The 24401-nt window shown below is 63.5% G+C and carries 24 protein-coding genes; 9 read left to right on the forward strand and 15 right to left on the reverse strand.

Features of this window, described 5'->3' with window-relative positions; translation table 11 throughout:
- The first annotated feature begins 4 nt into the window (after positions 1-4).
- Positions 5-826, forward strand: a complete 822-nt coding sequence (locus A8V01_RS18670) for a cupin domain-containing protein (RefSeq protein WP_103097798.1) — start codon at positions 5-7, stop codon at positions 824-826.
- 53 nt (positions 827-879) lie between these two features.
- On the opposite strand, the gene A8V01_RS18675 is transcribed toward A8V01_RS18670, so the two are convergent.
- The 7 genes from A8V01_RS18675 to A8V01_RS18705 form a co-directional block, all read right to left on the reverse strand.
- Positions 880-1608, reverse strand: a complete 729-nt coding sequence (locus tag A8V01_RS18675; RefSeq protein ID WP_103097800.1) for a DUF3108 domain-containing protein — start codon at positions 1606-1608, stop codon at positions 880-882.
- Between the two features lie 24 nt (positions 1609-1632).
- A complete protein-coding gene (locus A8V01_RS18680) occupies positions 1633-2292 on the reverse strand; it encodes a hypothetical protein (RefSeq protein ID WP_245892718.1) in 660 nt (219 codons plus the stop codon).
- A 16-nt stretch (positions 2293-2308) separates the two neighbouring features.
- Positions 2309-3160, reverse strand: coding sequence for an alpha/beta fold hydrolase (locus tag A8V01_RS18685; protein WP_103097802.1), 852 nt, complete (start codon positions 3158-3160; stop codon positions 2309-2311).
- Between the two features lie 26 nt (positions 3161-3186).
- Positions 3187-4083: a VOC family protein gene (locus A8V01_RS18690; RefSeq protein ID WP_103097804.1), complete on the reverse strand. Its 897-nt coding sequence runs from the start codon at positions 4081-4083 to the stop codon at positions 3187-3189.
- 91 nt (positions 4084-4174) lie between these two features.
- Positions 4175-4789 carry a 3-isopropylmalate dehydratase small subunit gene (leuD, locus tag A8V01_RS18695; protein WP_103097805.1) on the reverse strand — a complete coding sequence of 205 codons (615 nt, stop codon included), beginning with the start codon at positions 4787-4789 and terminating at the stop codon, positions 4175-4177.
- Positions 4786-6198 carry a 3-isopropylmalate dehydratase large subunit gene (locus A8V01_RS18700; protein ID WP_103097807.1) on the reverse strand — a complete coding sequence of 471 codons (1413 nt, stop codon included), beginning with the start codon at positions 6196-6198 and terminating at the stop codon, positions 4786-4788. Before A8V01_RS18700 ends, leuD begins: the two co-directional genes overlap by 4 nt.
- Complete coding sequence (locus A8V01_RS18705; protein WP_103097909.1) at positions 6195-7415, reverse strand: CaiB/BaiF CoA transferase family protein; 1221 nt, start codon at positions 7413-7415, stop codon at positions 6195-6197. Before A8V01_RS18705 ends, A8V01_RS18700 begins: the two co-directional genes overlap by 4 nt.
- Before the next feature lie 189 nt (positions 7416-7604).
- On the opposite strand from A8V01_RS18705, the gene A8V01_RS18710 reads away from it, so the two are divergent.
- The 3 genes from A8V01_RS18710 to A8V01_RS18720 are packed head-to-tail and all read left to right on the forward strand — an operon-like array spanning position 7605 to position 10089.
- Positions 7605-8288, forward strand: a complete 684-nt coding sequence (locus A8V01_RS18710; protein ID WP_211295073.1) for an isochorismatase family protein — start codon at positions 7605-7607, stop codon at positions 8286-8288.
- Entirely contained in the window at positions 8288-9172 is an 885-nt protein-coding gene (locus A8V01_RS18715) for a polysaccharide deacetylase family protein (RefSeq protein ID WP_103097809.1), read from the forward strand. The genes A8V01_RS18710 and A8V01_RS18715 overlap by 1 nt, the downstream gene beginning before the upstream one ends.
- Positions 9169-10089 (forward strand): polysaccharide deacetylase family protein, encoded by a 921-nt coding sequence (locus A8V01_RS18720; protein ID WP_103097811.1) that lies wholly within the window; start codon positions 9169-9171, stop codon positions 10087-10089. Before A8V01_RS18715 ends, A8V01_RS18720 begins: the two co-directional genes overlap by 4 nt.
- A gap of 124 nt (positions 10090-10213) precedes the next feature.
- Here the strand turns inward: A8V01_RS18720 and A8V01_RS18725 are convergent, their stop codons facing one another.
- The 4 genes from A8V01_RS18725 to A8V01_RS28295 all read right to left on the reverse strand — a co-directional run bounded on the left by A8V01_RS18725 (position 10214) and on the right by A8V01_RS28295 (position 15206).
- Entirely contained in the window at positions 10214-12517 is a 2304-nt protein-coding gene (locus A8V01_RS18725) for a TonB-dependent receptor (protein ID WP_170065987.1), read from the reverse strand.
- A gap of 248 nt (positions 12518-12765) precedes the next feature.
- On the reverse strand, positions 12766-13830 hold the full coding sequence (locus tag A8V01_RS18730; protein ID WP_103097815.1) for an LLM class flavin-dependent oxidoreductase: 1065 nt from the start codon (positions 13828-13830) through the stop codon (positions 12766-12768).
- Complete coding sequence (locus tag A8V01_RS18735) at positions 13830-14909, reverse strand: LLM class flavin-dependent oxidoreductase (RefSeq protein ID WP_103097817.1); 1080 nt, start codon at positions 14907-14909, stop codon at positions 13830-13832. The genes A8V01_RS18730 and A8V01_RS18735 overlap by 1 nt, the downstream gene beginning before the upstream one ends.
- An 84-nt stretch (positions 14910-14993) precedes the next feature.
- Positions 14994-15206: a hypothetical protein gene (locus A8V01_RS28295; protein ID WP_146037316.1), complete on the reverse strand. Its 213-nt coding sequence runs from the start codon at positions 15204-15206 to the stop codon at positions 14994-14996.
- Here A8V01_RS28295 and A8V01_RS18740 point away from each other — a divergent pair.
- The 3 genes from A8V01_RS18740 to A8V01_RS18750 all read left to right on the forward strand — a co-directional run bounded on the left by A8V01_RS18740 (position 15205) and on the right by A8V01_RS18750 (position 18437).
- Positions 15205-16128, forward strand: coding sequence for an alpha/beta fold hydrolase (locus A8V01_RS18740; RefSeq protein WP_103097911.1), 924 nt, complete (start codon positions 15205-15207; stop codon positions 16126-16128). The two genes, A8V01_RS28295 and A8V01_RS18740, sit on opposite strands and share 2 nt — an antisense overlap.
- A gap of 11 nt (positions 16129-16139) precedes the next feature.
- The gene (locus tag A8V01_RS18745) at positions 16140-16883 is read left to right on the forward strand and encodes a maleate cis-trans isomerase family protein (protein WP_103097819.1); all 744 of its coding nucleotides are present in this window, start codon (positions 16140-16142) and stop codon (positions 16881-16883) included.
- Between the two features lie 111 nt (positions 16884-16994).
- Positions 16995-18437 carry an MFS transporter gene (locus A8V01_RS18750; protein WP_245892719.1) on the forward strand — a complete coding sequence of 481 codons (1443 nt, stop codon included), beginning with the start codon at positions 16995-16997 and terminating at the stop codon, positions 18435-18437.
- Between the two features lie 48 nt (positions 18438-18485).
- Here A8V01_RS18750 and A8V01_RS18755 read toward each other — a convergent pair whose 3' ends face one another.
- Positions 18486-19442: a LysR family transcriptional regulator gene (locus tag A8V01_RS18755; protein ID WP_103097822.1), complete on the reverse strand. Its 957-nt coding sequence runs from the start codon at positions 19440-19442 to the stop codon at positions 18486-18488.
- Positions 19443-19546: 104 nt separating this feature from the next.
- A complete protein-coding gene (locus A8V01_RS18760) occupies positions 19547-20581 on the reverse strand; it encodes an alpha/beta fold hydrolase (RefSeq protein ID WP_245892720.1) in 1035 nt (344 codons plus the stop codon).
- 240 nt (positions 20582-20821) lie between these two features.
- Here A8V01_RS18760 and A8V01_RS18765 point away from each other — a divergent pair, with 240 nt between their 5' ends.
- Positions 20822-21823, forward strand: a complete 1002-nt coding sequence (locus A8V01_RS18765; RefSeq protein WP_170065988.1) for a nitrilase-related carbon-nitrogen hydrolase — start codon at positions 20822-20824, stop codon at positions 21821-21823.
- Between the two features lie 39 nt (positions 21824-21862).
- Here A8V01_RS18765 and A8V01_RS28300 read toward each other — a convergent pair whose 3' ends face one another.
- The gene (locus tag A8V01_RS28300) at positions 21863-22117 is read right to left on the reverse strand and encodes a hypothetical protein (protein WP_146037317.1); all 255 of its coding nucleotides are present in this window, start codon (positions 22115-22117) and stop codon (positions 21863-21865) included.
- 114 nt (positions 22118-22231) lie between these two features.
- On the opposite strand from A8V01_RS28300, the gene A8V01_RS18770 reads away from it, so the two are divergent.
- Positions 22232-23059: a hypothetical protein gene (locus A8V01_RS18770; protein WP_146037318.1), complete on the forward strand. Its 828-nt coding sequence runs from the start codon at positions 22232-22234 to the stop codon at positions 23057-23059.
- Positions 23060-23287: 228 nt separating this feature from the next.
- On the opposite strand, the gene A8V01_RS18775 is transcribed toward A8V01_RS18770, so the two are convergent.
- Positions 23288-24265 (reverse strand): ParB/RepB/Spo0J family partition protein, encoded by a 978-nt coding sequence (locus A8V01_RS18775; RefSeq protein WP_103097828.1) that lies wholly within the window; start codon positions 24263-24265, stop codon positions 23288-23290.
- Positions 24266-24401 lie beyond the last annotated feature (136 nt).

Raw genomic sequence — 24401 nt, forward strand, 5'->3', positions numbered from 1 at the left:
GAAGATGCCGCGGCCGCACATCGAATTCATCCAGACCCAGAACGTCGACTGGCGCACGCGGCCGGATGGCGCTCTGGAGAAGCTGCTCAGCCACGATCCGCTGAGCACCGATGCCACGCTGATCGTGCGTCTGCCGCCCGGCATTGTGTCCGGGCCGCGCACGGCGGGAGAGCCTGCCTTCGAGTATTTCGTGCTGGATGGCGATGCAGAATTGGACGGGCTTGCCTGCGCGCGCCACGCTTACGGCTTCGTCCCGCAGGGCTCCGGGTCGGGCGTTATTTCCTCAGAACATGGGGCGACACTACTGGTGTTCCGCCATGCGCTCGACGATCCTAACACGCTGTCTGGACGCGCCGAGGCCATCGCCATCGACACTGCGCGGATGCCCTGGGATACCTCGACCTATGATCCGAAGCTGGGCCACCTGCGCCTTGCCCGTAAGGTGTTGCGGCTCGGCCCGAACGACAGCGGGCGCACCTTCCTGCTGACCGGCCTGCCGCATGGCGTGCCCAAGGAAAGCCACCTCCCCACCGAGGCGCACCATCACTGTGAGGAAGCCTTCATGCTTCAGGGCGAGATGTGGGCGCCCGAAGGCCGTATGCGGCAGGGGGCCTACTTCTTCCGTCCGCCGGGCATCGTCCACGGGCCGCATGTTTCGGAAACCGGGTTCCTGCAGATCATGCGTTCGCCGGGCTCGAACAGGGTGGTGAACCAGTGGTCCGACGATCTCCAGCCGCTGCCCATCGGCGCGGCCTATGCGCCTGTAGTGCCGGAAGGAACGCCCGCTGCATGGCTGCGCCCGCTGGAGGATGCTCCGGCGTACTGAGGCCGACGGCCGGCGGGGCGCGGGGCCTCACAGCCGCCGCGCCCCGAACCCGATCAGCTGCGCTCGAACTCGACCAGTTCGTACCAGGTCTGCATGTAGCCACCGACGCCGCCCTGCACGAAGACAGCATCGTCGTCTGCCGTCACCCACACGTCATAGTCGGGATGGCCGCCGTTGGTGGTGGCCATGCCCCCGTCCGGATCGGTGAACTTGTAATGGAAGCAGTCGAAGGTGCCTGCCTTCACTGTCACCGTCTCCTCACCCACATAGGCAAGGTGGATGTTCACTTCCGAAATCATCGGCGGCGTCGCCCCGCGATGGTCGGGCGAGGGCAGGAAGGTACGGAACGAACGGGTGTGGGCACCAAGCGAACGGTCCATCTTCTTGGTGATATAGGCATCGCCCGCGATCGGGTGCGTGCCGAAGCCATCGAACTCGCCTTCGATCTTCATCCTCTGTGACAGGCGTCCGATCGAGGGGCCGTAGCTCTCACACTCGACATACCCGTCGCGGATCATGAACAGGCCCGAACCCATGAACTCATCGCCAATGGTGAGGCGCACGAAGCAGTCCATCGGCATGTCGTTTTCGTCGAGCGAATACGTGATGTCGCGGAGAACCGTCGGCGCCGGCTCGTCGATCTCGCAGATCGCGCGCATGGATCGCTTGCCATCGCCGTGAACCGTGAACACGAAATTCTCGCGCCCGCGCTCCTGGCCTTCGCGGCCGGGCTTGCGTGAGGTGTAGAGGATCTTGCCTGTGATTCTCCGGTGCTGTTGCATGGTCTCTCTCCTTGAAAGGGGGGCTTAGACGGGCGTTGCGATGCCAAGGAAGCTGGCGGTCAGAACCAGCACCCAGATGGTGATGACGCTGATCCGCGCGCGGCCGTTGACCTGCGCGATCACGCGGTCGCTCTCGGGCGTGGGGCCGTGGTCGCGCATCTGCACGATGGCACCGAACAGCGGCACCAGCTGCCGACGCACCAGCAGGCCAAGCGCGACGCAGGTGCCGAGCACCAGACACTTGAGCGCGATGAACAGCGGCAGCTCGATCTCCTTGGAAAGCGCCAGCATTGCGGTTGCCCAGAGTGCGAAGACGACGATGTAGCGGATCGCAAGGTCGATCGTCTTGTATGCGGCGCCTGCGGGGCCGTGCTTGAGGTGGACAATCCACGCCAGTGCCAGCCAGGCAAGGCCCACGATCCAGGCTGCGACCACCCATGCGTCGGCGATCTCCACCCAGCCGCGCTGCCACACCAGCGTGAAGCCGGTCGGGAAGGCCATGATCAGCGCGGTACGCGGCGCCATGTCGATGTTGTTGAGAATCTTGAGCGCCATCATCCGCTCTGCAACGGAGCGCTTGGGATCGACCATGAAGGTGGAGCCATAGAAGGCCCCAAGGTCGCCGCCGAGCCAGTAGACGGGGATGAGGACGTGCAGCAGGACAAGAAGCGATGCGCCGATCACGGTGTTGTTCTCTCTCTTATTGGGCGGATGCGAAGAAAGCCTGCATCGCGCTGAGGCGACCTGAGGCGAAGGCGGGATCGTCGAAGCGCGCCAGTTCGACGTAGCTGCCGGTGGGCACCACGGCGGACAGTTCACGCGTCTGGTCTATCAGCGGGTCGTTCTCACCCGCCAGCAGCAGCGCCGGACGCTCGAGCAGGGGCAGGCGGTCGAAACCGTTCCAGCGGAAGGCGGCGCGGTAGTTGAAATGATAGGTATCGTGCGCCTTCATCACCTCGGTCGCCCAGGCATGAAGGTCGGCAGGCGCACCCATGCCGTTGTCACGGCGACCGGCGCGGGTGCGGTTGTACCACGGGAAGAACATGTACTGATCGCGGCAGAACTGGAACAGGTTGACCAGATAGGCGCCGTTGATGTCCGGCTCGAACGGGAAGGCGTAATTGGCGAGGATGTCTTCCAGCTCCTCGGGCGTGAATGTGCTGACCCCGTCAAGCACCACGCCGCGCACGCGATCCGGCGCAAGAATTGCCAGCTCCGTTGCGATGCAAGCGCCGGTGTGCGAACCGTAAAGATCCACCCGATCCAGCCCCATCGCGTCGAGGAAGCCGAGCATGGCCTCGGCCAGCCGCACAACGGTGGTTTCTTCCCGCGCGAGAGTGGGGCTGTCGCCGTTGCCGGGGGTATCGGGCGCAATCACCCGACGCGTAGCGCCCATATCCTCGATCAGCCGCACCAGTTGGCGCGAACTGCCCGGCGATGCGTGGAGCATGACAAGCGGCAGGTCTTCGTTTGCGCCGCTCTGGTTACCGGCATGGCGGTAATGAATCTGGCCGTGCGCAACATCGGCGAACCCGCGCTTCACGATCGTCATGGCATTCCCCCGTCAGGATATGGGCTTCAGAGGACGCGACCGCCTTCGATCACTTCCAGCAGCGCGCCATCGGGCATGCGCAGCAGACCTACCTTCGCGCCGTTGTAGAGCGGCCCTTCGCGAACTTCCGGACACACCGCCCAGTGCCCTTCGAGGCGAGCGAAGTCGGGCACGTTGATGGTGCAGATCGACACGCCCGGCGGCAGCGCGCCTTCGATTTGCGGGCGCGCCGTCGCGGCCTGCGGATACTGGTCGAGTTCGAGGAAGGTCTCGCCCTCGTACTTCGCGGTGACGAGCGCTACCTTCTCGCCTTCCGGCAGGTCGAAGGCGAGCGAGATCATGGAATAGTGGATCGAGACGGGATCGATCATGTCGAAGCCCAGCACATCACGCACCCAGTCGATCGACGCCTGAAGGTCAGAACAGGCGAGGACGAGGATGAACGGCCGGTCCACCAGCGAGCGCGGCGTCGGCAACCCATGCTCCGCGCCGTTGACGCGGATTTCGGTGAGGTAGACCGTCTCCAGATCCGGCCCGCGTACCTGCATCGGCTTAACCGTGGGGAACCCGTCGAGCGGCTTGGGTGGGCCGATCACCTCAAAATCGGGCGAGGCGAGCATACGCTCGTTCACGGCCTCCACATCGGTGACGCAGATTTCGATCGCGGCCCAGCCGTATGTGCGGATCGGCGCATAGTCCGGCACCACGTCACCCTCGACGAAGCGCAGGAACACGTCCGAACCCGAAGCCGGGCGCATCAGCACATAACCTTTGCCCGCGCTGGCCGGCGCCTGCCACAGCGCAGCAAGATCATCGCTGACGACGCCCTGCTCGACTACCGAGTAATCGAGCCAGCGCGTATAGCGTTCGGCCACTTCGGCAACATTGCTGACGGTATGGGTGGCGCAGCGCAGGAGTGTCATGAGCCCTCAATCCTTTTCGGCCCCGAGGGGCCCTTTCACCGATATTGATATAATAATATATCAAATGGCAAGCGGAAATCGCGGCTGATTGTCAGTCCGCCAGATATATCCACGGGCGCACGGCAGCGTCGCGAGCGAAGAAGCTTTCGATCTCGGTACGATGGCGCAAGGTGAGTTCGATGGCATCCGCGCCTTCGATCAGCATCGTGCGCGCCTCGTCCTCCATGGAGAAGCGGAAGACCGCAAGGCCCATGCGAACTTCGCATGACGGCATGTCGATCATGACAGGCGTGCCATCCGCGAAACCCGCCGCGATAGTCTCGACCGTATCACGCGGAAGGACGATCGGGGCGATACCGTTGCGGATGCAGTTGCCCTGGAAGATCGGGCTGAACGACGGCGCGATAACGACACGGAAGCCGTATTCGGCGAGCGCCCAAACCGCATGTTCACGGCTGGACCCGCAGCCGAAGTTGGAGCCGCCCAACAGGATTTCGGCACCTTTGCTCTCGGGCTGGTTGAGCACGAAGGTCGGATCAATATCGCGCCCGCCAATGGCAGTATAGCGCCATCCCGCAAAAAGCCCGTCGGCAAGGCCGTCCTTCGATACCGAGCGCATCTCGCGAGAGGGGATGATCGCGTCGGTATCGATGTTGTCGCGCAGCAGCGGCACCGCCTTGGATTCAAGCGTGACGAGCGGGGTCATGCCGCGATCTCCGAGACTGGAGCGATTCGCCCGGCGATGGCCGAGGCCGCCACCGTCTCGGGCGAGGCCAGATGGGTGCGCGTGTTCGGCCCTTGCCGGCTTTCGAAATTGCGGTTGGTGGAACTGATCACGCGCGCTTCGGGGGCAAAACTTTCCCCGCCTGCAAAGAAGCACATCGAGCAGCCCGCCTCGCGCCATTCGAACCCGGCGTCGAGGAAGACTTCATGCAGCCCCTCGGCCTCGGCGGCGGCCTTGACCTGGGTGGAGCCGGGTACGCAGATCGCCTTGACGCCATCCGCCACCTTGCGCCCCTTGAGGATCGCGGCGGCGCGGCGCAGGTCGGAAATGCGGCTGTTGGTGCAGGAACCGATGAAAGCCGCGTCGATCGGCAAGCCGGCAACGGGCTGACCGGGTGTGACGGCCATGTAGTCAACCGCGCGCTGCTGGTCGGCCTTGCTCAATGCATCGACCGGGACCGGCGCACCCAGCGGCGCGGCGTGCTGCGGGCTGTTGCCCCAGGTCACCATCGTGCGGACCTGCGCGGCATCGAAACGATGCTCGGTCGCGAAGACCGCGCCCTCATCGCTATAGAGCGCGCGCCATGCAGCGATCGCCTGCTCGCGAACCTTGCCCTTGGGCGCGTAGGGACGCCCTTCGAGCCAGTCGAAAGTCTTGTCATCCGGCGCGATCACCGCGCCTGCGCAGGCCATCTCGGTCGCCATGTTGCACAGCGTCATGCGCGCTTCCATGTCGAGCGCGCTCACGGCGCTCCCTGCAAACTCGATGATGTGGCCCTTGGCCCCGTTCGAGCCGAGCGCGGCGATCAGGTGCAGCGCCAGATCTTTGGCGGTGACGCCTTCGCGCAGCACGCCGTCCACGGTGATACGCATATCAGGCGGACGGTTCATGCGCAGCGTCATCGTCGCCAGTACATGCTCCGCCTCGGACGAACCGATGCCCCAGGCAAGGCCGCCAAAGGCCCCTTGTGTGCAAGTATGGCTGTCCGGGCAGACGAGGATCGCGCCGGGCAGGATGATCCCCTGCTCGGGCGAGACGACGTGCACGATGCCCTGCCGGGGATCGTCGATGTCGAACAGGGTGATCCCATGGCGCTTCGCACTTTCGCGCGTGGAGACGATGAACGCGGTGCCGGTGGGCATCAGCGTCTTGTCGGTGCGGCCGGGGAAAGTGTCGACGATATGGTCCATCGTCGCGAACACGCGCGAGGGATGCATGACCGTGCGGCCCGCTTCCTCCAGCGATTTCAGCGCGACGCCTCCGGTCCGCTCGTGCAGGAGCAAGCGGTCGATGGCGATGACTTCCGCGCCGCTTTCCAGCGTGGTGACGCGATGCGCGCTCCAGATCTTTTCGGCAAGCGTCAGTGGCCCGCCGTCAGCCGCGCCGGTCATTTCGCAGCGCTGTCCGCCGGTGCACGCAGCCCCTCGATCGCACCCGAAGCGAGCAGTGCTTCGATTTCGTCCGCGCCGAAGCCCCAGCCGCCGAGCACATCCTCGCTGTCCTCGCCGGGCGCGCGAAGGTCATGGCGCACGCCGGGCAGCGCGCCGTCGATCTCGACCGGCAGCGCAGGCAGGCGCACCGAGCGGCCGTCGGTCAGCGTCAGGTCCACCAGCGCACCGTTGGCGTTGAGGTGCGCGTCTTCCAGCAAGTCCTGCGGGCGGGCGATCGGCGCGAACGCGACGCCGCTTTCCTCCAGCTTCGCCAGCAGGTCTTCGCGCGTGAAGCCCCTGGCCAGTTCGCGCACGCGCGGCAGCAGCGTTTCGCGGGCGAGGACGCGGGCGTTGTTCTCCGCCAGCGCCGGGTCTGCTGCAAGATCGTCCAGCCCGAAGGTTTTCGTGAACGCCTGCCATTGGCCGTCACTGACGACGCCGATGAAGACCTGCTCCTCAGGGCGCGCCGTTTCGAACACGTCGTAGATCGCCCAGGCCGAAATCCGCTCAGGCATCGGGCGCGCGGCGTTACCGGTGACGGCAAGCTGCGCGATGTGTTGGCCGACGAGGAACGCGGTCGTTTCGTAAAGCGAGGAGCGCACGACCGCGCCTTTGCCGGTGCGGTGGCGCTGCTCCAGCGCGGCAAGGATGCCGATCACGCCGAACATGCCGCCGGTCACGTCGATCACCGAGGCGCCCGCGCGAAGCGGGCGGCCGCTTGGGCCGGTCATGTAGGCAAGGCCGCCCATCATCTGCGCCACTTCGTCAAGCGCCGCGCGCTTTTCGTAAGGGCCGGTCAGGAATCCCTTGGCGGAATAGTAGATGAGGCCGGGGTTGCTTTGCGCAAAATCGTCGGGGCCGAGGCCCAGCTTGGCGAGCGCGCCGGGGCGGAAGTTCTCGATCAGCACGTCCGCCTGGTCGACCAGCCGCTTGGCGGCGGCAACGCCCTCGGGCGACTTGAGATCGATGGCGATGCTCTGCTTGTTCCGGTTGTACATCGGGAAGTAGCCGGCGCCCGAGCCAAGCAGCTTACGCGTACGGTCTCCGCCGATGGGCTCGACCTTGACCACAACGGCACCCAGGTCGGCCATAACGACACCTGTGGAGGGCCCCATCACCATATGGGAGAACTCGACCACCTTGATGCCCGAGAGAGGAAGGCCGCCTTCCTGAATCATGTCGCGTTCCGTCTTGACTGTCATTTTGGTATATCTACAGTACAAATCAGCAATCGCAAGGTCCGCGAGGAGCGAGAGCGCGGCAGTGTTCGCGTCGCGAACAATCGGCCCGGCCCTCCTATGGCAACGACCCGATCGGGCGCACCTCTTCCCCCGTGGGGCCATGTAGCCAGATAATGGAGCACGAGAATGAGTGAGATCGTCGGCACGCGCATGATCCGTGAGGACAAGACCGCGCGCGAACTCTTCGAGCAGGTGATGGCCAACCCCGCCCGCACCAAGTTCGGTTTCGGCGAGAAGCTGGCGATCGTCAACGTCGACTTCCAGAACGCCTATACCCGGATCGACGAGTTCAAGACCGCTTACGAGACGGACCCGCGCCAGATCGAGTACACCAACACGATCTCCGCCCTGGCCCGCGCGAAGGGCATGCCGGTGATCTGGACGCATGTGGCCTATGCCGAGGATGCCAGCGACGCCGGGGTCTGGGGCACGCGCACCAATACGCCGGACTCGCTCCAGAACATCAAGTACGAAAGCCGCCGCCACGCCTTCGACGATCGCTGCGAAATCGCGGCCGAGGACATGATCTATACCAAGCGCATGCCCTCGGCCTTCTTCGAGACGCCGCTGCAGAGCCTGCTGATATGGCACAAGGTCGATACCGTGGTGATCACCGGCGGCTCCACCTCGGGCTGCATCCGCGCAACGGCGGTGGATTCTCTCAGCCGCGGCTACCGCACCATCGTCCCGATCGAGACTTGCGCGGACAAGCATGAAAGCTACCACTTCGCCAACCTGACCGACCTGCAGCTGAAGTACGCCGACGTCGAGCCGGTGCAGACCGTGATCGACTGGCTGGAGGCCCGCTGATGCGCGAAGGGCAAGCCGATCCGGGCCTGTACGACTACACCCCCTATCGCGGGCGCAAGCCCTTCGCCTGGCCCGACGGCAAGAAGGTGGCGGTGTGGGTTTCGCCCAATCTCGAATTCTACGAGCTTGATCCCCCCGCCAACCCGCACCGCAAATCGTGGGCGAAGCCGCACCCGGACGTCGTGGGCTATTCCCACCGCGACCACGCCAACCGCGTCAGCCACTGGCGCATGGCGGACGTGATGACCAAGCACGGCTTCCCAGGTTCCGTCTCGCTGTCGGTAGCGCTGTGCCAGCACCACCCGCGCGTGGTCGAGGATGCCAATCAGAGGGGCTGGGAGTTCTTCAGCCACGGCATCTACAACACCCGCTATTCCTACGGGATGGACGAGGCGCATGAGCGCGCCATCATCGAGGATTCGATCCGCACCGTGCGCGACGCCACTGGGCAGACGATCAAGGGCTGGCTGGCCCCCGCCCTCACCCACACACCGCGCACGCTGGACCTGATCGCGGAATATGGCCTGACCTATACTTGCGATCTCTATCACGACGACCAGCCGATGCCGGTGAACACCGCAAGCGGGCGCCTGATCTCGATGCCCTACAGCCTTGAAGTCAACGACCATTACGGCTTCTTCGTCTACAACATGAGCCCGCGCGAATACGCCGACACGCTGATCCGTCAGTACGAGCGCCTTGCCGCCGAGCCTTCGGGCACGGTCATGTGCATTCCGCTGCACTCGTACCTGATCGGCCAGCCGCACCGCATCGGCCCCTTCGAGGAAGTCCTGCGCCACATCGCCGCAGACGACCGCGCGTGGATCACCCGTTCGGGCGATATCGCAGACCACTGGATCAAGACCGTGGGAGACGCCGCATGAGCCTCGACCCCACCTATCTCGAATACCCGCGCCGCCGCGAAGGCTACGACCACGATCTCTACACCTGGTCGCCGATGCGCGAACGCCCGCCCGTGGCATGGCCCGGCGGCAAGGCACTGGCGGTATGGCCGGTCGTCAGCCTAGAATGGTTCCCGATCATTCCGACCGACAAGCCGTTCCGCGCGCCCGGACACATGCAGACGGCCTATCCGGACTATCGCCACTACACATCCCGCGAATACGGTTCGCGCGTGGGCGTATACCGCCTGCTCGACGCGTTTGCGAAGGCGGGCGTGAAAGCCTCCTTCGCCACCAATGCCGCCATCGCGGAGCGCTACCCCTCGCTGGTGGCGGACGTGGTTGCGGCGGGGCATGAAATCATCGCGCACTCGACCGACATGAACGGCACCATCGCCTCCGGCCTGCCCGAAGACGAGGAGCGCGCGCTGATCGCAAAGTCTTTCGATGCGCTGGAAAAGGCCACCGGCACCCGCCCGCGCGGCTGGCATTCGATCGCGCGTTCGCAAAGCTTCGCGACCCCGCGCCTTCTGGCCGAAGCGGGCGTGGAATATTGCTGCGACTGGGTGAATGACGAACTGCCCTACGTGATGACCACCGAGGCGGGCGAACTGGTCAACATTCCGCTCAACCACGAACTTTCCGACCGCCAGATCATCACCGTGCAGCAGCACTCCGCCGACAGCTACGTGGAGCAGATGCTAGACGCGGCAGACTGGCTGACTGCAGAAGCCGCGCGCGAAGGCGGGGGCCGCATGCTGCCACTGCAGCTGACGCCCTACATCATGGCCCTGCCCTATCGCATCGGCTCGCTGGAAACGCTGCTGGAAACGCTGGCCGCCCGCCCTGACGTGTGGTTCGCGACGGGCAGTGAGATTATGGATAGCTGGAAGGCGTAACGCCCGCACCAACCTGATACCGAAAGGCTGGGACTCCTTGCGAGTTTCGGCCTTTTGCTTTTCCGGCGCACGAAAAAGGCCGGGCGATTGCTCACCCGGCCTTTCCCTCCCCTCCAGGAACAGGTCAGAAGCGCAACGTGGCTTCCATGCCGAATTCGGGCGGACGCGGCGCCGATGCGTAGAGGCATTGCTGGTTCGTGCCATAGGTCGCGGTGTCGCGTTCGATGAACATGCAGCTTGCGGTCGCCCCCGCAAGGCCCGAACCGGTTGCGCGCTGGTTGTTCAGGATGTTGCGGCCAAACAGCGCGAAATCGATCATGTCGCTCGTCAGGTTAAGCCGCGCATCGACCGTCCAGGCCGAACGCACCTTCACCGTGTTCGACAGCGTGGCGTAGTAGCTGCCGCGATAGCTGCCGTCGACGCGCAGGCTGGGCTGGAACCCGCCCACTTCAGGAAGCTGGTACTCGCCGCCGACGAAGCCGTTCCAGTAGGGCACGTTGGCCTGTGTCAGCCCATCAAGCACCACCGAACCATCGGCCGTGACCGGGAAGCCCGCCGTCGAGCCCGAACTGATGAGGATCGGCGTTTTATTGGTGAATTCCTGCTTCGCATAGCCAACCGAGCCGCGCAGCGTCAGCTGCGGGGTCACGCGCCAGTTGCTTTCCGCCTCGAAGCCGAGAATGCGCGAGGAACCTACGTTGCCAACCGCAGAAACCGTCACGGTCTGGCCATCGATGGTGCGCTCCAGCGTGCTGACCAGCTGCTGGTCCTTCACTTCGTCATAGAAACCGGCAAGGTTCAGTGTCAGCGCGCCGCCAAAGAAGCTGTTCTTGCTGCCGATTTCGTAGTTATAGAGCTTTTCTGGGTCGGCGTAGACAGGCTGGGTGACACCGCCCACCGTCACATAACCGGCGCGCGCGCTTTTCACGCCCTTTGAGAACAACGCATAGAGCATGTTCTGCGGCGTCGCCTTGTAACTGACCGTCACGCGGGGCGAGAAGTCCTTGGATACTTGCGAGTAATCTGTCGCAGTCGGGTAAAAGGCGCAATCGGGGCACGCGGGCGCGAAGATCCGTTCACGCGCGTAGCGCCCTTCGAGGCTGAGGGTCAGCTGCTGGGTGAAATCCCAGTCCAGCCCACCGAAGATTGCGCGGTTTTCCAACCGGTCGTCGCGGGTACGGCCAGACGGGTTCGCCGCCGTGGCGAAGGAAGAAAAGCCCGTGTCGTCGCGTTCCCAGAAATAATAGGCGCCCACGCGCCAGCGCAGCGGCTTGTCTCCGGGCGAAAGCAGCATCAACTGGTGGCTGGTATTGGTGAACTTCTCGTAAGACGGGAACGTCCCGAGCGACGCGGCGCGCAGTGTCACCTCATCGTTGGCAAGCGCATCCCCAAACACCTTGTCCTGGCCCACGCCGCTGGCGCGCGGGGCATTGGGCGCATCAGCCGTGCGCGATTCATTGACGTAGCCGCCGCGGTAGCTCAGCTCGTAATCGCCGAACATCTTGGTGACGACGGCGCTGGCGAAGTAGCGATCACGCGCATAGCCGTCCGCGCCGCTGGTGCCGATATTGTCGATGTCCGGATCGGGCAGGTACTTGGGAAAGAACGAACCGTTGCCGCGTGCGAAGGGGGCGGTAGCAATGCCGGACTGCAACCATTCACGCGGCTGTTCAACCACCTGTGCGGCCACCGAGTCCCGATCATGCTGGTACATGCCGCGCAGCTTGATGGAGAACGTGGGATCGGGCTTGAAATAGAGCGTACCGGAAACCGCTTGCGTGCGCTCGCGCCCGATCGGCGCGCCGCCGTCGCGCGACTTGGCGATGGCGCCGTTCTGGAACACGGAGCCCGCGACCGAAGCCCAGAGAGCGTCCTTCACCAAAGGCGCGGTTATCGTACCGCCGAAGTAGTAGCTGGCATCCGGTGCCGAATTCATCAGGCTGCCGCGCGCCTTCACGAAGCCGGTGACTTCGTCGCCCGAGGGATCGACGGTGACGTAGTTGATCGCGCCGCTATATGTGGCGCGGCCGAAGTTGGCGCTCTGCGGTCCCTTGATAACCTCGACACGCTGCAGGTTCTCAAGGTCGAGCGACGCGAGCTGGCCCGACAGTGCCACGCCGTCGATGAACACCGAAATGCCCTGGTAGCGCTCGTCCGAGGTATTGGGCGCAAGACCGCGCAGTGAATAGGCCGAAGGATCGTTACGACCCGAACCCGCGAACAGGCTGAGGTTCGGCGTAACCTTCTGAAGATCGCGCACGTCGCGGATCTGCGCGCTGGCCAGATCATCGCTGGTAAGGGCGGTAATGGCGAGCGGAACTTCCTGCAGCGTCTCCTTGCGGCTCTTGGCCGTCACGATGATCGCATTGGAAGAAACTTCGTCATCGGGAGAAACTTGCGCATTGGCCGATGTACTGCACAACATCATACCGATTACTACAAGACTTACCGAAGATGAAACAGACCTCATCATTACCGACTTCCCCTTGATATGTTTAATTTTATGGATATTCGCCTCAGATAGCCCCAAGCTAATTCACACGATGATAGCAACAACAATTCACGAATAAATGTTCGGCAGGTGAGCATTATTCAAATCTTATCAGATATAAATAAATCTTTCGCTTGACGACTGGCGGCGATGGTGGACCGGCGACTTGCCGCCAGCCCACTTGTTCAGACTGCGCCCGCGATGCGGCGGCGCAGAACGGGCACCAGCCCCTCGCCAAACAGCCGCACGTCGTCGATCGTGTAGAAGCCGTTCAGCAGGAAGCGATCGACGCCGATGGCGTGATACTTCTCCAGCGCCGCCGCGACCTGATCCGGTGTGCCCACCAGCGCGGTCGCGTGGAGCCGCCCCTCGGTGGCGCGGGTCATGCCGGTCCACAGGCGTTCATCCAGACGTTCGCCCATGGCAGCCTGTCGCTTCAACGCCAGGGTGCCGGGATCGTTGTCCCCCTTGTCGCGGCCGATCTGCTTGCCACTGGCCATGTGGTCCATCACCGTGCCCAGCAAGCGCTCCGCCTTCTCCCACGCCGCGTCTTCGGTATCGGCTACGATTACGCGCATCGACATCGACACATCGGGATTGCGTCCGTGCCGCGCCGCTTCCTGTTTGAACCGGGTGATCGTCGCGCCGGTATCGGCAAGCGTCGCGGGGCCGATCGCGTAGACGTCGCAGACTTGCGCCCCCATCTGCACCGCCGCATCGGAATTCCCCGCCCAGAACACCGGAATCTGATCCTGCACCGGCTTCACCAGCGCGAAGGCACCGTTGAAGCGATACCATTCGCCCGCATGGTCGAAGGGCGCATCGCTCGACCACATGCGGCGCAGGATCTCCACGTATTCGCGGCTGCGGTGGTAGCGCTGCTCCTTGGTCAGATAATCGCCGTCTGCCTGCGTCTCAACGTCGCTCGCGCCGGTGATGATATGGATGCCCGCGCGCCCATCGCTGGCCTGATCAAGCGTCGCGAACATGCGCGCGGCCATGGTCGGCGCGATGAAACCGGGACGGTGCGCGACCATGAACTTCAGCGTCTTGGTCACCGCCGCGATATGCGCGGCGGTCGACAGCGGATCAGGCCATGTCGCCGTCTGCCCGACGAGGACACGATCGAAACCCGCCTCCTCATGCGCCACGGCGTAATCACGCAGGAATTGCGGGTCATAGACTCCGCGTACCGGATGAGCCTCGGACGAATCCGCGAAGAAGTGGAGGCCGACGACTTCGAAAGCCATCACTGCACCTCCATCGAGGCTTCACGCTCGGCAACCTTGCGGCGCAGGGCGGGAATGATGTCACGACCGATGATCTCGGCGTCCCCGATCGGGTCGTAGCCGCGCAGGATGAACTTGTGCACGCCTGCATCCCAGTAATCCATGATCGCCTCGACCAACTGGTCAGGATCGCCGACAAGGGTGCCACTGTTGCTGTGCGCGCCACGGATCTCGTTGATGCCGTTCCAGAAGCACTTCTCCAGCCGCTCGCCCTTGCCTGCGAGTTCGGCGGTGCGCGCGAAACCTGCAGCACTGGCGGCGACCTTGTTCTTCTCCGCCTTGTCCTCCAGCGCGGCGATGCGGGCCTTGAGATCGGCAGCCTGCGCCCACGCCTTGTCCTCGCTCTCACCGACGACGAGGCGCAGCGAGACGAGGAAGTCGGGCTTGCGCCCCAGCGGCTGCGCAGCGGCGCTCACTTTCTGCACCACTTCGGTCATGCCCGCCACGGTGTCGCTCAGCGTCGCGAAAACGTCCGCGCAGGCCGCCCCCGTAGCAATTGCCATCGGCGACATACCGCCGAAGAACACCGGGATCGTCCCGTTCAAAGGCTTGATCTCAGCATAGCCGCCGTTGAAGCGATACCACTTGCCATCGTGATCTACCGGGCTCTCACTCGCCCAGATGCGGCGTAGAATATCGATGTATTCAATGCTGCGGTCGTAACGTTCTTCCTTGGTGTGGAAGTCACCGTCGCACTGCATCTCGATGTCGCTGGCGCCAGTGATGATATGGACGCCCAGCCGCCCGCCAAGCAACCGATCAAGCGTCGCCAGCATCCGCGCGGCCATGGTCGGCGCGATGAAGCCGGGGCGGTGGGCCAGCATCACGCCCAGCCGCTCTGTAACGGCGCCGACATAGGCGGCGGTGGTGAAGTTGTCCGGCATCGTCGCCGCATTGGCGATCAGCACGCGGTCATAGCCCGCCGCTTCCTGCACTTTGGCCAGCTTCACGATGGCATCGATATCGTAGTGCGAGACCGGCACCGGCGACAGTTCGGAGGCCATGTTGTGGTTGATGAGACCGTTGATTTCTATCGGCATGGATGTTCCCCTGGAATTTGCACCAAGGCTACGTGCGGCCCCATGCATGGCCTCAGCAGCCGGGCGCATATCTCCGCATGACGATCAAAATCCCGGCAATCGCCAGATTTGCGGCGCAGAACGCATAAGCCGATGCGGCAGGCTCATGCCCCGCCCCGGCAGAATCAATCTTGCAGTGATCAACTCCACAGAGCGGACATGCCCTCGCCTGCCGGTTGTATCCGGCGCGGCCAGCGCATTGCATGGCCGCTTGATCGAGGTCATTCCGATCTCGGAAACCACCGGAACGATGCGCATGTCGACATCCCTTTCACGCCGCACCCTTCTTGCCAGCGCATTGCTCAGCGCCACTGCCGCCTGTGCGGGCGCCGCATCGCGCAACGTCGTCGCCGCACCGATGCCTGAACGGCGCTCGTTCGAACTGACCGGCCCCGGTGGGCGCGTCATCTCGATCAGCGAATGGGCGGGCACCAGCGGCAAGCGCGGGACGATCCTGTTCTCTCACGGTGCAATGTCGGCGCCCTGGTATTACGACCGCATCCTCCAGCCGCTGCTGGCCTCGGGCTACCGCGTGCTCGCCCCTCTGCATGTCGATTCCGCACAGCACCCGCGCACAGCCGAATACAAGGGCCTTGCCAGCTGGCGATGCCGGATCGAGGATATGCGCACCCTGATCGCGCACCTCGGGGATGCGCCGTTCATCGCCATGGGCCACAGCTATGGCGGCCTGATCGCCACCGTCCTTGGCGGCGCAGCGGGTGTCATCCCCGAGGGGCTCGAAGGCCCGCTGGTGCCGCGCCTTGCGACAAGCGTGGTGGCATTCTCGCCCCCGCCGACAATCCCGGTGATGATGACCGCAGAGGGCTACGGCGCACTTGCCGTCCCCGCGCTGATCCAGACGGGCACTATCGACCTGCTGCCCGGCATGACCCCAAGTGATGCCGAAGGCTGGCGCGCGCACCTTGCCGCCTTCGATTCCGCCAAGCCCGGCGGAAACCGCTACGGCCTCGTGCTGGAGGGGGTGAACCACTACTTCGGCGGCGCCATCTGCGATTTCAGCCAGCCCGGACCAATGCAGCTGGATGGCCTTTCGCACGCGAATGCGGTGGCGGGCCTGTTCCTTGATGCCTTCGCCACCGGCAAGCCCAGTCCCAAAGCCCTCGCCCGGCTGGATGCCGGAGTGACCGACGCGCTCCCCATCCGCCTGATGCGGCGCTGAGGAAAGCGACGGTGACCGACGTTCTGGGCTGGCGCAAGTTGCTGGGGGTGATCGCCCCATCGACCAACACGGTCGTGCAACCCGACATGGAACGGATGCGTCCGCCCGGCGTCACCAACCACCTCTCGCGCATCCACGTAGAAGACCCGGTCGCGCTATCGAACGACGATTTCATCGCCGGCACCACTGCCATTGCCGAGAATACGCTGGATGCGGTGCGCTCGGTCATGACCTGCCGCCCTGGCTATCTGGTGCTCGGCATGTCGGCGGTGACATTCTACGGCGGCGTCGAAGGCTCTCGCCGCTTCAAGGCGCAGATCGAGGCGGAAGCCGGCGTGGGCGCGACCACCGGGGCCGAAGCGATCGCCGCCGCACTGACGGCGGTGGGGGCGAAGTCGGTCAGCTTCGTCTCGCCCTACTACCCGGTGGCCAATGCCGAAGTCCGCCGCTTCCTTGAAGAATCGGGTTTTACGGTCAGGCGCGACCGCGCCCTGCAATGCCGCCGCTGGACCGACATCGCGAAAGTGGAGCCGGAAACGCTGCACGACGTCATCGCCGAACTGGACGGCGACGATGTGGATGCCATCGTGCAGGTGGGCACCAACCTTTCCATGGTGGACCTTGCGGCCGAATGTGAAGGCACGCTGGGCAAGCCGGTCATCGCCATCAACACTGCAACATACTGGCACGCCCTGCGCGCTTGCGGAATATCCGACACGCGCCCCGGCCTCGGCAGCCTGTTGAGCGCGTTCTGATCCGCGCCATCCACCCTGCGGCCATATAAGGAAACGGCATTAGGCCATCGCTGCTGCCGCCCGTGTTCTTCGCTCTCAGGCACGACCACAAAGAACGGCACGGAGAACGGTGTGGCAACAGGATCAGGTACGGCGGCCCATGGAAGTGCCGCGAGTTCGCAAGCATGGTCGATCAGGATAGGCTCGCTCCTGATCCCTCTTGCCCATGCGGCGGGGCAGAACGTGGTGACCGTACTCGGCCTGCGGTTCATGACCGACAGTCTGGCAATCTCAGCCGGGACCGCAGGACTTATCTTCGCGCTCGTGAAGATCTACGACGGTTTCCTCGATCCCACGGTGGGTGCGTGGAGCGATCGCTTCCAATCGAAGTGGGGCCGCCGCCTGCCGTTCCTGTTCGCGGGCGGACTGGCGATGCCGCTGGGCGTGGTCATGCTGTTCGGTGCGCCGGACGTGGGCTCGGTGCTGCTGACGGAAGCCTTCGTCACGCTGGCGCTGGTCATCCACGCCTCAGGCTACACGCTGATGACGATCCCCGGCTTCGCCATGGTGGTCGAAAGCTCCACCGACCCTGACGAGCGCGCACGCCTCATGGCCTGGCGCACTTATGGCAACGCCATCGGCACGCTGCTGGGCTCCACCCTGCCGACCTGGCTGCTGGGCATGATCGGTCCCGGGCGGCAAAGCCATATCATCCTTGCAGTGCTGGTCGGGATCATCGTCTTCGTGGCCACCACCGCAGCGGTCCGCCTGCTGCGCGATGCGCCGCGCACGGCCCCCAGCGCCGAGGCCGCGCTGAAATCGCGCGGCCGCTTCCAGCTGTGGCGTCAGCTGGTGCTCGTATGGGCCAACAAGCCGTTCCAGATCCTGGCCATCGCGCACGTTTTCCTGCTGTTCGGCACTGTGATCGGATCGGCCACCCTTGCCTACTTCACCCGCGTGGTGCTGAAGGTCAGCGACGCCACGCTGGGCACCTATTTCATGCTTTCAACGGTCGCCATGGTCGTGTCGATGCCCGCCTGGGTCTTCGGTTCACGCCGCCTTGGCCGCAAGGCATGCTACATGATCGCCCTGGCCGTCTATGGGTCCAACCACCTGACCTGGCTTCTCGCCGGCCCCGGAGAGAGCATCGTCGGCGTGGGGGCACGGGCACTGGTCGGCGGCTTTGCCGGTGGCGGCATGATCCTGTGCGCCTATGCGCTGCTTTCCGATGCCGTGCGCTACGATTTCGTGCGTAGCGGAGAGCGCCGCGAAGGCGCGTTCGCCGGGATCACCACCCTGCTCGACAAACTGTCCTCAGCCGCATCTCTCGCCGCGCTGGGTGCGTTTCTTTCGGCGATGGGCTATGTTTCATCCGCCAGCGGCGCCGCAGGGACACAGGGCCTGCGGGCGGAGTGGGCGATCATGATGTGCGAATCCGTGATCCCGGCGCTGGCGATGGCAGGCGCCTTCATAACGATGTGCTTCTACAAGCTCGATGCCGGGGAACTGGCCCTGGCAGAAACCGCAACCCCCGCGCTCGACCCCGCCGTCGATCCCACGGGCGAACCGGCCTGAACGAAAGCGAGCCCCGGTCCGTCAAACCGGGGCTCGCGTAATCCCGCTTCAGTTGGCGTGCGTTCGGTTTTCTGTCCGGACTGCAACCGGCAAATGATGCAGCGTGCGGCCTTCCTCTGCGTCCGGCCGGCCGAGATGGGCGCGCAGCTTTTCAGCGAAGAGTTCCGCCGAACGCTTGACCTCTGCATCGGCCCGGAAGAGCAACCCCGCACGCAGCGGCTTGGGTGATCGCTCCACGTCCAGCCCAACCGCGCCGGTCCCTTCCATCAGCACATCGGGCAGGATACCAAGCATTCCTTCCTCAAGAACCAGCGCCTTCATCAAAGAGGCCGAACTGGTCTTGACCCCGGCGCCCGGCATCCCGGAATTGCCCACCGCGAAGTAATTGCGGATCGCCGCCAGCCAGTGCTTCTGATCCAGCATGGCCCAGGACCAGCGCGAAAGTTCGGCCGGCGTTATGCCGCTGCGGTGTGCCAAGGGATGTCCCGGCGCGGCATAGACCGAGCAGGATGTGCTCCTGATCCGTTCGTAGGCCAGCTTTTCCTGCATCGTCGTTGCAGGGACCGTAGTGAACACCAGATCGACCTTGCGGTCCATCAGCGCCGGAACGGTTTCGTCCACGTGCCCCTCAACGATCCGCAAGGAAACGTCAGGGTGTTCGCGCGCAAATTCCGCCACCACGCCGCGCAGTCCCATCTGAACCTGCAAGGGACAGATCGCCGCGACCAGTTCCTCGCCCAGCCCCCGCTTCGCCAGCGCGATCCGCTGCTGCGCACGCTCCTGCTCATTGACCATGAGCCGCGCATGTTCCAGCAAGGCGCTGCCTGCTGCGGTCAGTTCGACGCCGCTCGAACGGCGGTCGAACAACCGCGCATCGATCTCGTCCTCCAGAGTCTTTATGCTGCGCGTAAGGGCGGGCTGGGTAAGGAACACCCGCTCCGCCGCTCGTGAAAAATTCCCGAGTTCTGCAACCGCTATGAAATGCCGCAACTGACGAAGATCCATGATCCCACCTCAGGCTGTATGACGGAAAGGGACAGGGTTTCCCGGACCCTGTCCCGGGTCCAGAATTTAACGCCCCCTCCCCGCAGTGCGGACAATCGTTGCGCCTATTTCCCCTCAGCAGGCGCAGCGGGAAGCGCGTCGATCCACGCCTTGAGATCGCGTCCCGTCTCTTCTGGCAATTCGATCATCGGGTAGTGGCCGACATCGGGATAATGGATGATCTTCATCGGCGCATTGGCAAACATCACCCGCGCATCATCGGCCCGGTCCTTGGGGATCACGATGTCGCGGTCACCCCATTGCAACAGCACCGGCACTTTCACCGCCGCCGCCGCATCGCCCGCGCCGGATTTCCAGACCGCTTTCTGGTTCGCCTGATAATAGGTCTTCACCCGTGCGAAGCCACCGGGGATGTTGTTGGTCATGTAGTACCAATGGACCGTTTCGGGCTTCAGCCGTTCCGGGCGACCGTACAGTTCGGCCAGCGAATGGCGGTAGAAGACTTCCGGCATATAGTTCGGAACGATGTTGTCATGTACCCACAGCATCGAAGACACCAGCTTCGACGTTTCGGTGGGAGGCGGCGCCTTGAGCGGCAGGGTAGACACTGCCAAGGCCCGAACCTGCTCCGGATGGCGCGCCGTATACATGGTGGCGATCGTCGCTCCGCTAGAGCTTGCAACAATCACGAACTTGTCCAGGCCCTTCTGCTTGACGAACCGTTCGATCAGTTCGACGACCGATGGCATACCCTGCGACGGGCGGGGATCCACTGACAGTCCGTAAGGCGGCCAGTCGAAGCGGATCACGCGGTATGACCCCTTCAACTGATCGGCCCAACCGTCCCATATCCGCAAGTTCGACATTGAACTGTGCAGCATCAGGATAACCGGCCCCTGACCCTCATCGCGGACGTGCAGCTTGACGTCGCCGACCATCTCGAATTTAGATGGGCCCGTCGCCTGCTCGGCAGCGACCTGTTCATAGCTCGGGTTCCACCACCCAAGACGCATGGAGCCAAGCCCACCGACGGCAACGACCGCCACCGCCGCCAGCAACCCTCCGACGATCTTCGCGGCGCCGCGCCCGCCGCGCCCGCCGCGCCCGGATTTACCGGCTTCCTGATCCTGAACACCCATCGCTGATCCCCTGTGCTGAAAGGCGGATGATGCCGGGCGTGCGGTGCCGGCTCCAATCAGTAGATTGCAATGAGCCATACCCGAACCGCATGGCGCTACATGCCAAGGCGAATGCTCTCCGGCAGGCGAGAAAACAGCGCTTCTTTTCCGATCTTGAACGCGGAAATGACGATATCTCGCCGCGCAACAGCCAAAGGTGTGTGGATTCAGCGCTGCACACCTGCCGAGGGAGACCAAGCCATGCGACATGCCCCACCCGCGCCCTATGTGATCGCTGCATGCGCCACGACGCCGCAATGCGTTTTCTCGAACGGCACCATCGTTCGTGATGCGATCGACAGCAACATTGCGCAGTGCATCGCGGCAACCGAGCGCTCGGTCGGGGATCATGGCGCGAAGCTGGTCGTTTTTCCCCAGTTCGGCCTTACGGGCTATGCCATGGTATCGTCCGATGCCTGGCACGACGCGGCCTTTGATCTGTCAGGCAAGGAAATCGATGCCATCGCTGCCGTCGCTCAGCGGACCGGTACATGGATCGCGGTACAAGTGCCTGAGCGCCATACCGCGTTTCCCGGCCGCTATTTCCTCTCGTGCGTCATCGTGGGCCCTGACGACGGTGTCATCCTTGCGCATCGCAAGGGATACTCGCTCTCCTTGCGCACCAGCCCGACGGATGTGCACGACCGTTTTGTAGACGCATTCGGTCCTGAAGCCTTCCATCCCGTGGTGAGCACCAGAATCGGCCGCCTGGGCGCCACCATCGGTGCAGAGTTGCACTGGCCGGAAGTCTGCCGCTCGCTGGCGCTTAAAGGCGCGGAAGTCATCGTCAATCCGATCGCCGCGGCACCGCACATAGACTATCTCCAGCGTCCGGGCGCGCTCCACGCAAGATCCGTGCGCGCGTTCGAGAATATGGTCTATCTCGCCTCCGCCAATATCGGCGGACATCCTGATGCCCCCGCATCAACGGCCTATGATTTCAAAGGCACGATGGTCGCCGAAGCAGCAGCAGGGGCACCGGACACGATGCTTGCCACCGCTGACATCGCGGCATTGCGCAAATGGCGCGAAGAACCCTCGGCAAACTTCCTTGCCCAGCTTCAGCCCCGGACTACGGTGCTTGCTTCAACGGACCACCACTGGCCCAACAATGGATGGGCACAAGTTCCGGCGGCAGGTTTCGAAGAACTGGTAACCGCAGAGGCGACCGCGTGGGCGGATCTCACCGCCCAATGGGAGTGAGAAAACCTACCATCCAACCGATTGCATAGCTATCTGCATTTAGGTATGCATATAGTCGAAAAATGACGGTATATGTCGCCAAACCTTCGGCCGGAAATTGTGCGAACTGACCCTGATTGCGATAAGGTATGCACCGAAGAAGTGCTTTGCTCCATGGCTTTCGGCCGGTTGGCTGGAGGACTGGCATTCTGCAGCGAAGCGGCGCTGCGCGTATTCGCGGGAAGGGTGCTGCGCCAGACCTTGATCGATGCTCTCCGCCAGGAAGGCCATGCGTTCACGGACCTGCGCTTTCATGCATGGTTCTCCGGCCTTACCACGCTCTCTGACGAGCCCCCCCGGCATGCCCGACCTGCCCGCGCCCTGTGCCACACCATCCTTACGGAGATAACGAACTGGAGTGGCTCAGCCTTGCCTTTCGTTGCGGCCCAGTTGCGCGAGGCCATGCTGGCTCCATCCGAAATCGGCCGGGGAGACGAACATGAGGAGGCCCTTCGGATCGTCAATGCCGCCCGCGTATTGACCAGCACCCTGCCCGACACCCATCGACAAGACTTGTTCGCTGACATCACAAGTCTGCGCGATGCGCTGTCCGCCGATCTCGACTTTGCACCACCGGAAGCCACGCCTCCCCCTCTTCCTGGCGATCGGACACTAAAGGCAGGAGCCACGACCGCGCCGGCCCCTCTGTGGGCCATCGATATTGCTTACGGACGACGCCTAAGTCAGACGCACAGACTGCGGATCGCCCTGCCCTTCCCCGGCCTCATCCGGCCATCGGCGATTGTCGGGAGTTCTCCGTCTTCTCTGGACATCATGCAACCGCAGGCGATGCGCGAAGTCATGGAACGCATGACCGAATGGCTTACAGACGCCGCCCGCCTTGCCGCTTTTGCCCATCAGCCTGTTCACGGTCGACGCGCAAACTCGCGGGCACCGACGATCATGGAACTGCTCGCCGGCTTCGGACCCTTGCGCTCCCGGCAGATGGAAACAGCCCTTGGCGCAACACGGGTCGGGGTCGCCGGAATGATCGCGTCATGGGATACTGTCGGCGCGATCAGTCGAACGACGATATCCGGCTCCCATCTGCTTTCGCTGCGTACCCCCGCAACCGAGACAACGCAGGACGCCCCACCGCATAGCGACGCTGCATTTTCCGCCGAAGCTCTCGACGATTACAACGCGTCACTCGAAGCGATCGACCGCTTGCTCAGCCAGCGCCACTTTCGCGATTAATCCGCGAAATGGACATAATTTGAGATTTCCTCAGGACTGTCACAGAGCTTCAGCGCTTTCGCCGCGAAAAGTCGCCGAAAAAACCTTCCCGGAAATACGCCTTCCAGCGTCAACACCCCCACCTCCCGACCCAGAGCACCTAAAACGGCAAAACTCGCTGCACGGGCCTGTGAGGCGGAATTTTCGATTTCCGCCTCGATCTGCGCACCAAATTGCAGATCAATGTCCTTAGTTTTCGATCAGCCCGCGAATTGCGTTCATCAACTCGTCTGTGGAAGCACCAGAGCGCGGCACGATCTTTAGGCTGAGCCCCGTACGCGCGGAACGGGTATAGCGCAGCATCGGCTTGCCATTCTGCGCCTTGACGATCAACTCGCCTCCGCTCGCCTTGGTCTTGACCACAGTGGCACCGATAAGCCGCTTGGCCACTTCGGGGCCTGTAAGCTTGACGCCAAGATCTGCGCGTTCAGCGCGCAGCTCGCGCCCCTCTTCAATCATGAGCCCCAGCGCGCGCGCATCGCCCGTCAGCGGCTTGATATCCCGCGCGACGCGAACGGTGATATCGTGCTTGTCCGCGAAGACCTCGATGATCTCGTCAGGCAAACGTGCCACATCGAGAAGCCTGCTCAACCATGATCGGGATATCTTGAGATGCTCAGCCATCTCGCTTTGCGACCCGTCGTAGAACTCGTCGAGGGCGCGCAGGTATTCGTTCGCGCGCTCCCAATCCGAAATGTCCTTGCGGGACCGGTTTTCGATATCGGAAACCCTGAAGGCTTCTTCATCAGATACATGCTGGATGGTGACAAGATAATCGTATTCGGGGTGGTGATGGGCGCGCAGCCATTGCACCGTCCACCATCGACGAACACCGGCGATGATCTCGAAGTCATAGTCCGGGTCGTTGGTCAGCCTTCTGACGATGGCCGGTATCCGCTGCTTCTTGGCAGACAGGAAGGCATCGATCAGATCCCGGCAGCTCTCCTCATCAAGATGATCAAGATCGCGATTGTGCAAGCGCCAGGGACGGCACCGCGCCGGGTCGACCCACTCGGTCCGGTCCGTGACCACCTTGCCCGAAGCAAGCCGGGCAAGGGTCTGGCTGCGACTGGCCATGATGCTTTCGGACGGCGCTGAAGTGTCGAGATCGGCATCCTCAAGCCCCTCTGTGAGACTGCTCCCAAATCCGCGATTACCCTTGCTCATAGTCACTTCCTGTCCGCCGCAGCGCGCTTTCCATCGCCGGTTGCCACGTGGCAACTCCAGCCCTTCTATCAATTTCCCGTGATGCCATCCGAGAATTGGAAGGCATCAAACACAACCATCATGCCATTAAAAACAA

Origin of the sequence: Novosphingobium guangzhouense (assembly GCF_002896965.1) — a bacterium.
In the GTDB taxonomy this organism is placed as follows: Bacteria; Pseudomonadota; Alphaproteobacteria; order Sphingomonadales; family Sphingomonadaceae; genus Novosphingobium; species Novosphingobium guangzhouense.

Excerpts from the sequence above, each read along its gene's own strand:
- A8V01_RS18670 (WP_103097798.1), top strand. The coding sequence starts at position 5 with ATGCCGCGGCCGCACATCGAATTCATCCAGACCCAGAACGTCGACTGG.
- A8V01_RS18675 (WP_103097800.1), bottom strand. The coding sequence starts at position 1,608 with ATGCAACAGCACCGGAGAATCACAGGCAAGATCCTCTACACCTCACGC.
- A8V01_RS18685 (WP_103097802.1), bottom strand. The coding sequence starts at position 3,160 with ATGACGATCGTGAAGCGCGGGTTCGCCGATGTTGCGCACGGCCAGATT.
- A8V01_RS18690 (WP_103097804.1), bottom strand. The coding sequence starts at position 4,083 with ATGACACTCCTGCGCTGCGCCACCCATACCGTCAGCAATGTTGCCGAA.
- leuD (WP_103097805.1), bottom strand. The coding sequence starts at position 4,789 with ATGACCCCGCTCGTCACGCTTGAATCCAAGGCGGTGCCGCTGCTGCGC.
- A8V01_RS18700 (WP_103097807.1), bottom strand. The coding sequence starts at position 6,198 with ATGACCGGCGCGGCTGACGGCGGGCCACTGACGCTTGCCGAAAAGATC.
- A8V01_RS18705 (WP_103097909.1), bottom strand. The coding sequence starts at position 7,415 with ATGATTCAGGAAGGCGGCCTTCCTCTCTCGGGCATCAAGGTGGTCGAG.
- A8V01_RS18710 (WP_211295073.1), top strand. The coding sequence starts at position 7,605 with ATGAGTGAGATCGTCGGCACGCGCATGATCCGTGAGGACAAGACCGCG.
- A8V01_RS18715 (WP_103097809.1), top strand. The coding sequence starts at position 8,288 with ATGCGCGAAGGGCAAGCCGATCCGGGCCTGTACGACTACACCCCCTAT.
- A8V01_RS18720 (WP_103097811.1), top strand. The coding sequence starts at position 9,169 with ATGAGCCTCGACCCCACCTATCTCGAATACCCGCGCCGCCGCGAAGGC.
- A8V01_RS18725 (WP_170065987.1), bottom strand. The coding sequence starts at position 12,517 with ATGATGTTGTGCAGTACATCGGCCAATGCGCAAGTTTCTCCCGATGAC.
- A8V01_RS18730 (WP_103097815.1), bottom strand. The coding sequence starts at position 13,830 with ATGGCTTTCGAAGTCGTCGGCCTCCACTTCTTCGCGGATTCGTCCGAG.
- A8V01_RS18735 (WP_103097817.1), bottom strand. The coding sequence starts at position 14,909 with ATGCCGATAGAAATCAACGGTCTCATCAACCACAACATGGCCTCCGAA.
- A8V01_RS18740 (WP_103097911.1), top strand. The coding sequence starts at position 15,205 with ATGTCGACATCCCTTTCACGCCGCACCCTTCTTGCCAGCGCATTGCTC.
- A8V01_RS28295 (WP_146037316.1), bottom strand. The coding sequence starts at position 15,206 with ATGCGCATCGTTCCGGTGGTTTCCGAGATCGGAATGACCTCGATCAAG.
- A8V01_RS18755 (WP_103097822.1), bottom strand. The coding sequence starts at position 19,442 with ATGGATCTTCGTCAGTTGCGGCATTTCATAGCGGTTGCAGAACTCGGG.
- A8V01_RS18760 (WP_245892720.1), bottom strand. The coding sequence starts at position 20,581 with ATGGGTGTTCAGGATCAGGAAGCCGGTAAATCCGGGCGCGGCGGGCGC.
- A8V01_RS18765 (WP_170065988.1), top strand. The coding sequence starts at position 20,822 with ATGCGACATGCCCCACCCGCGCCCTATGTGATCGCTGCATGCGCCACG.
- A8V01_RS28300 (WP_146037317.1), bottom strand. The coding sequence starts at position 22,117 with ATGAAAGCGCAGGTCCGTGAACGCATGGCCTTCCTGGCGGAGAGCATC.
- A8V01_RS18775 (WP_103097828.1), bottom strand. The coding sequence starts at position 24,265 with ATGAGCAAGGGTAATCGCGGATTTGGGAGCAGTCTCACAGAGGGGCTT.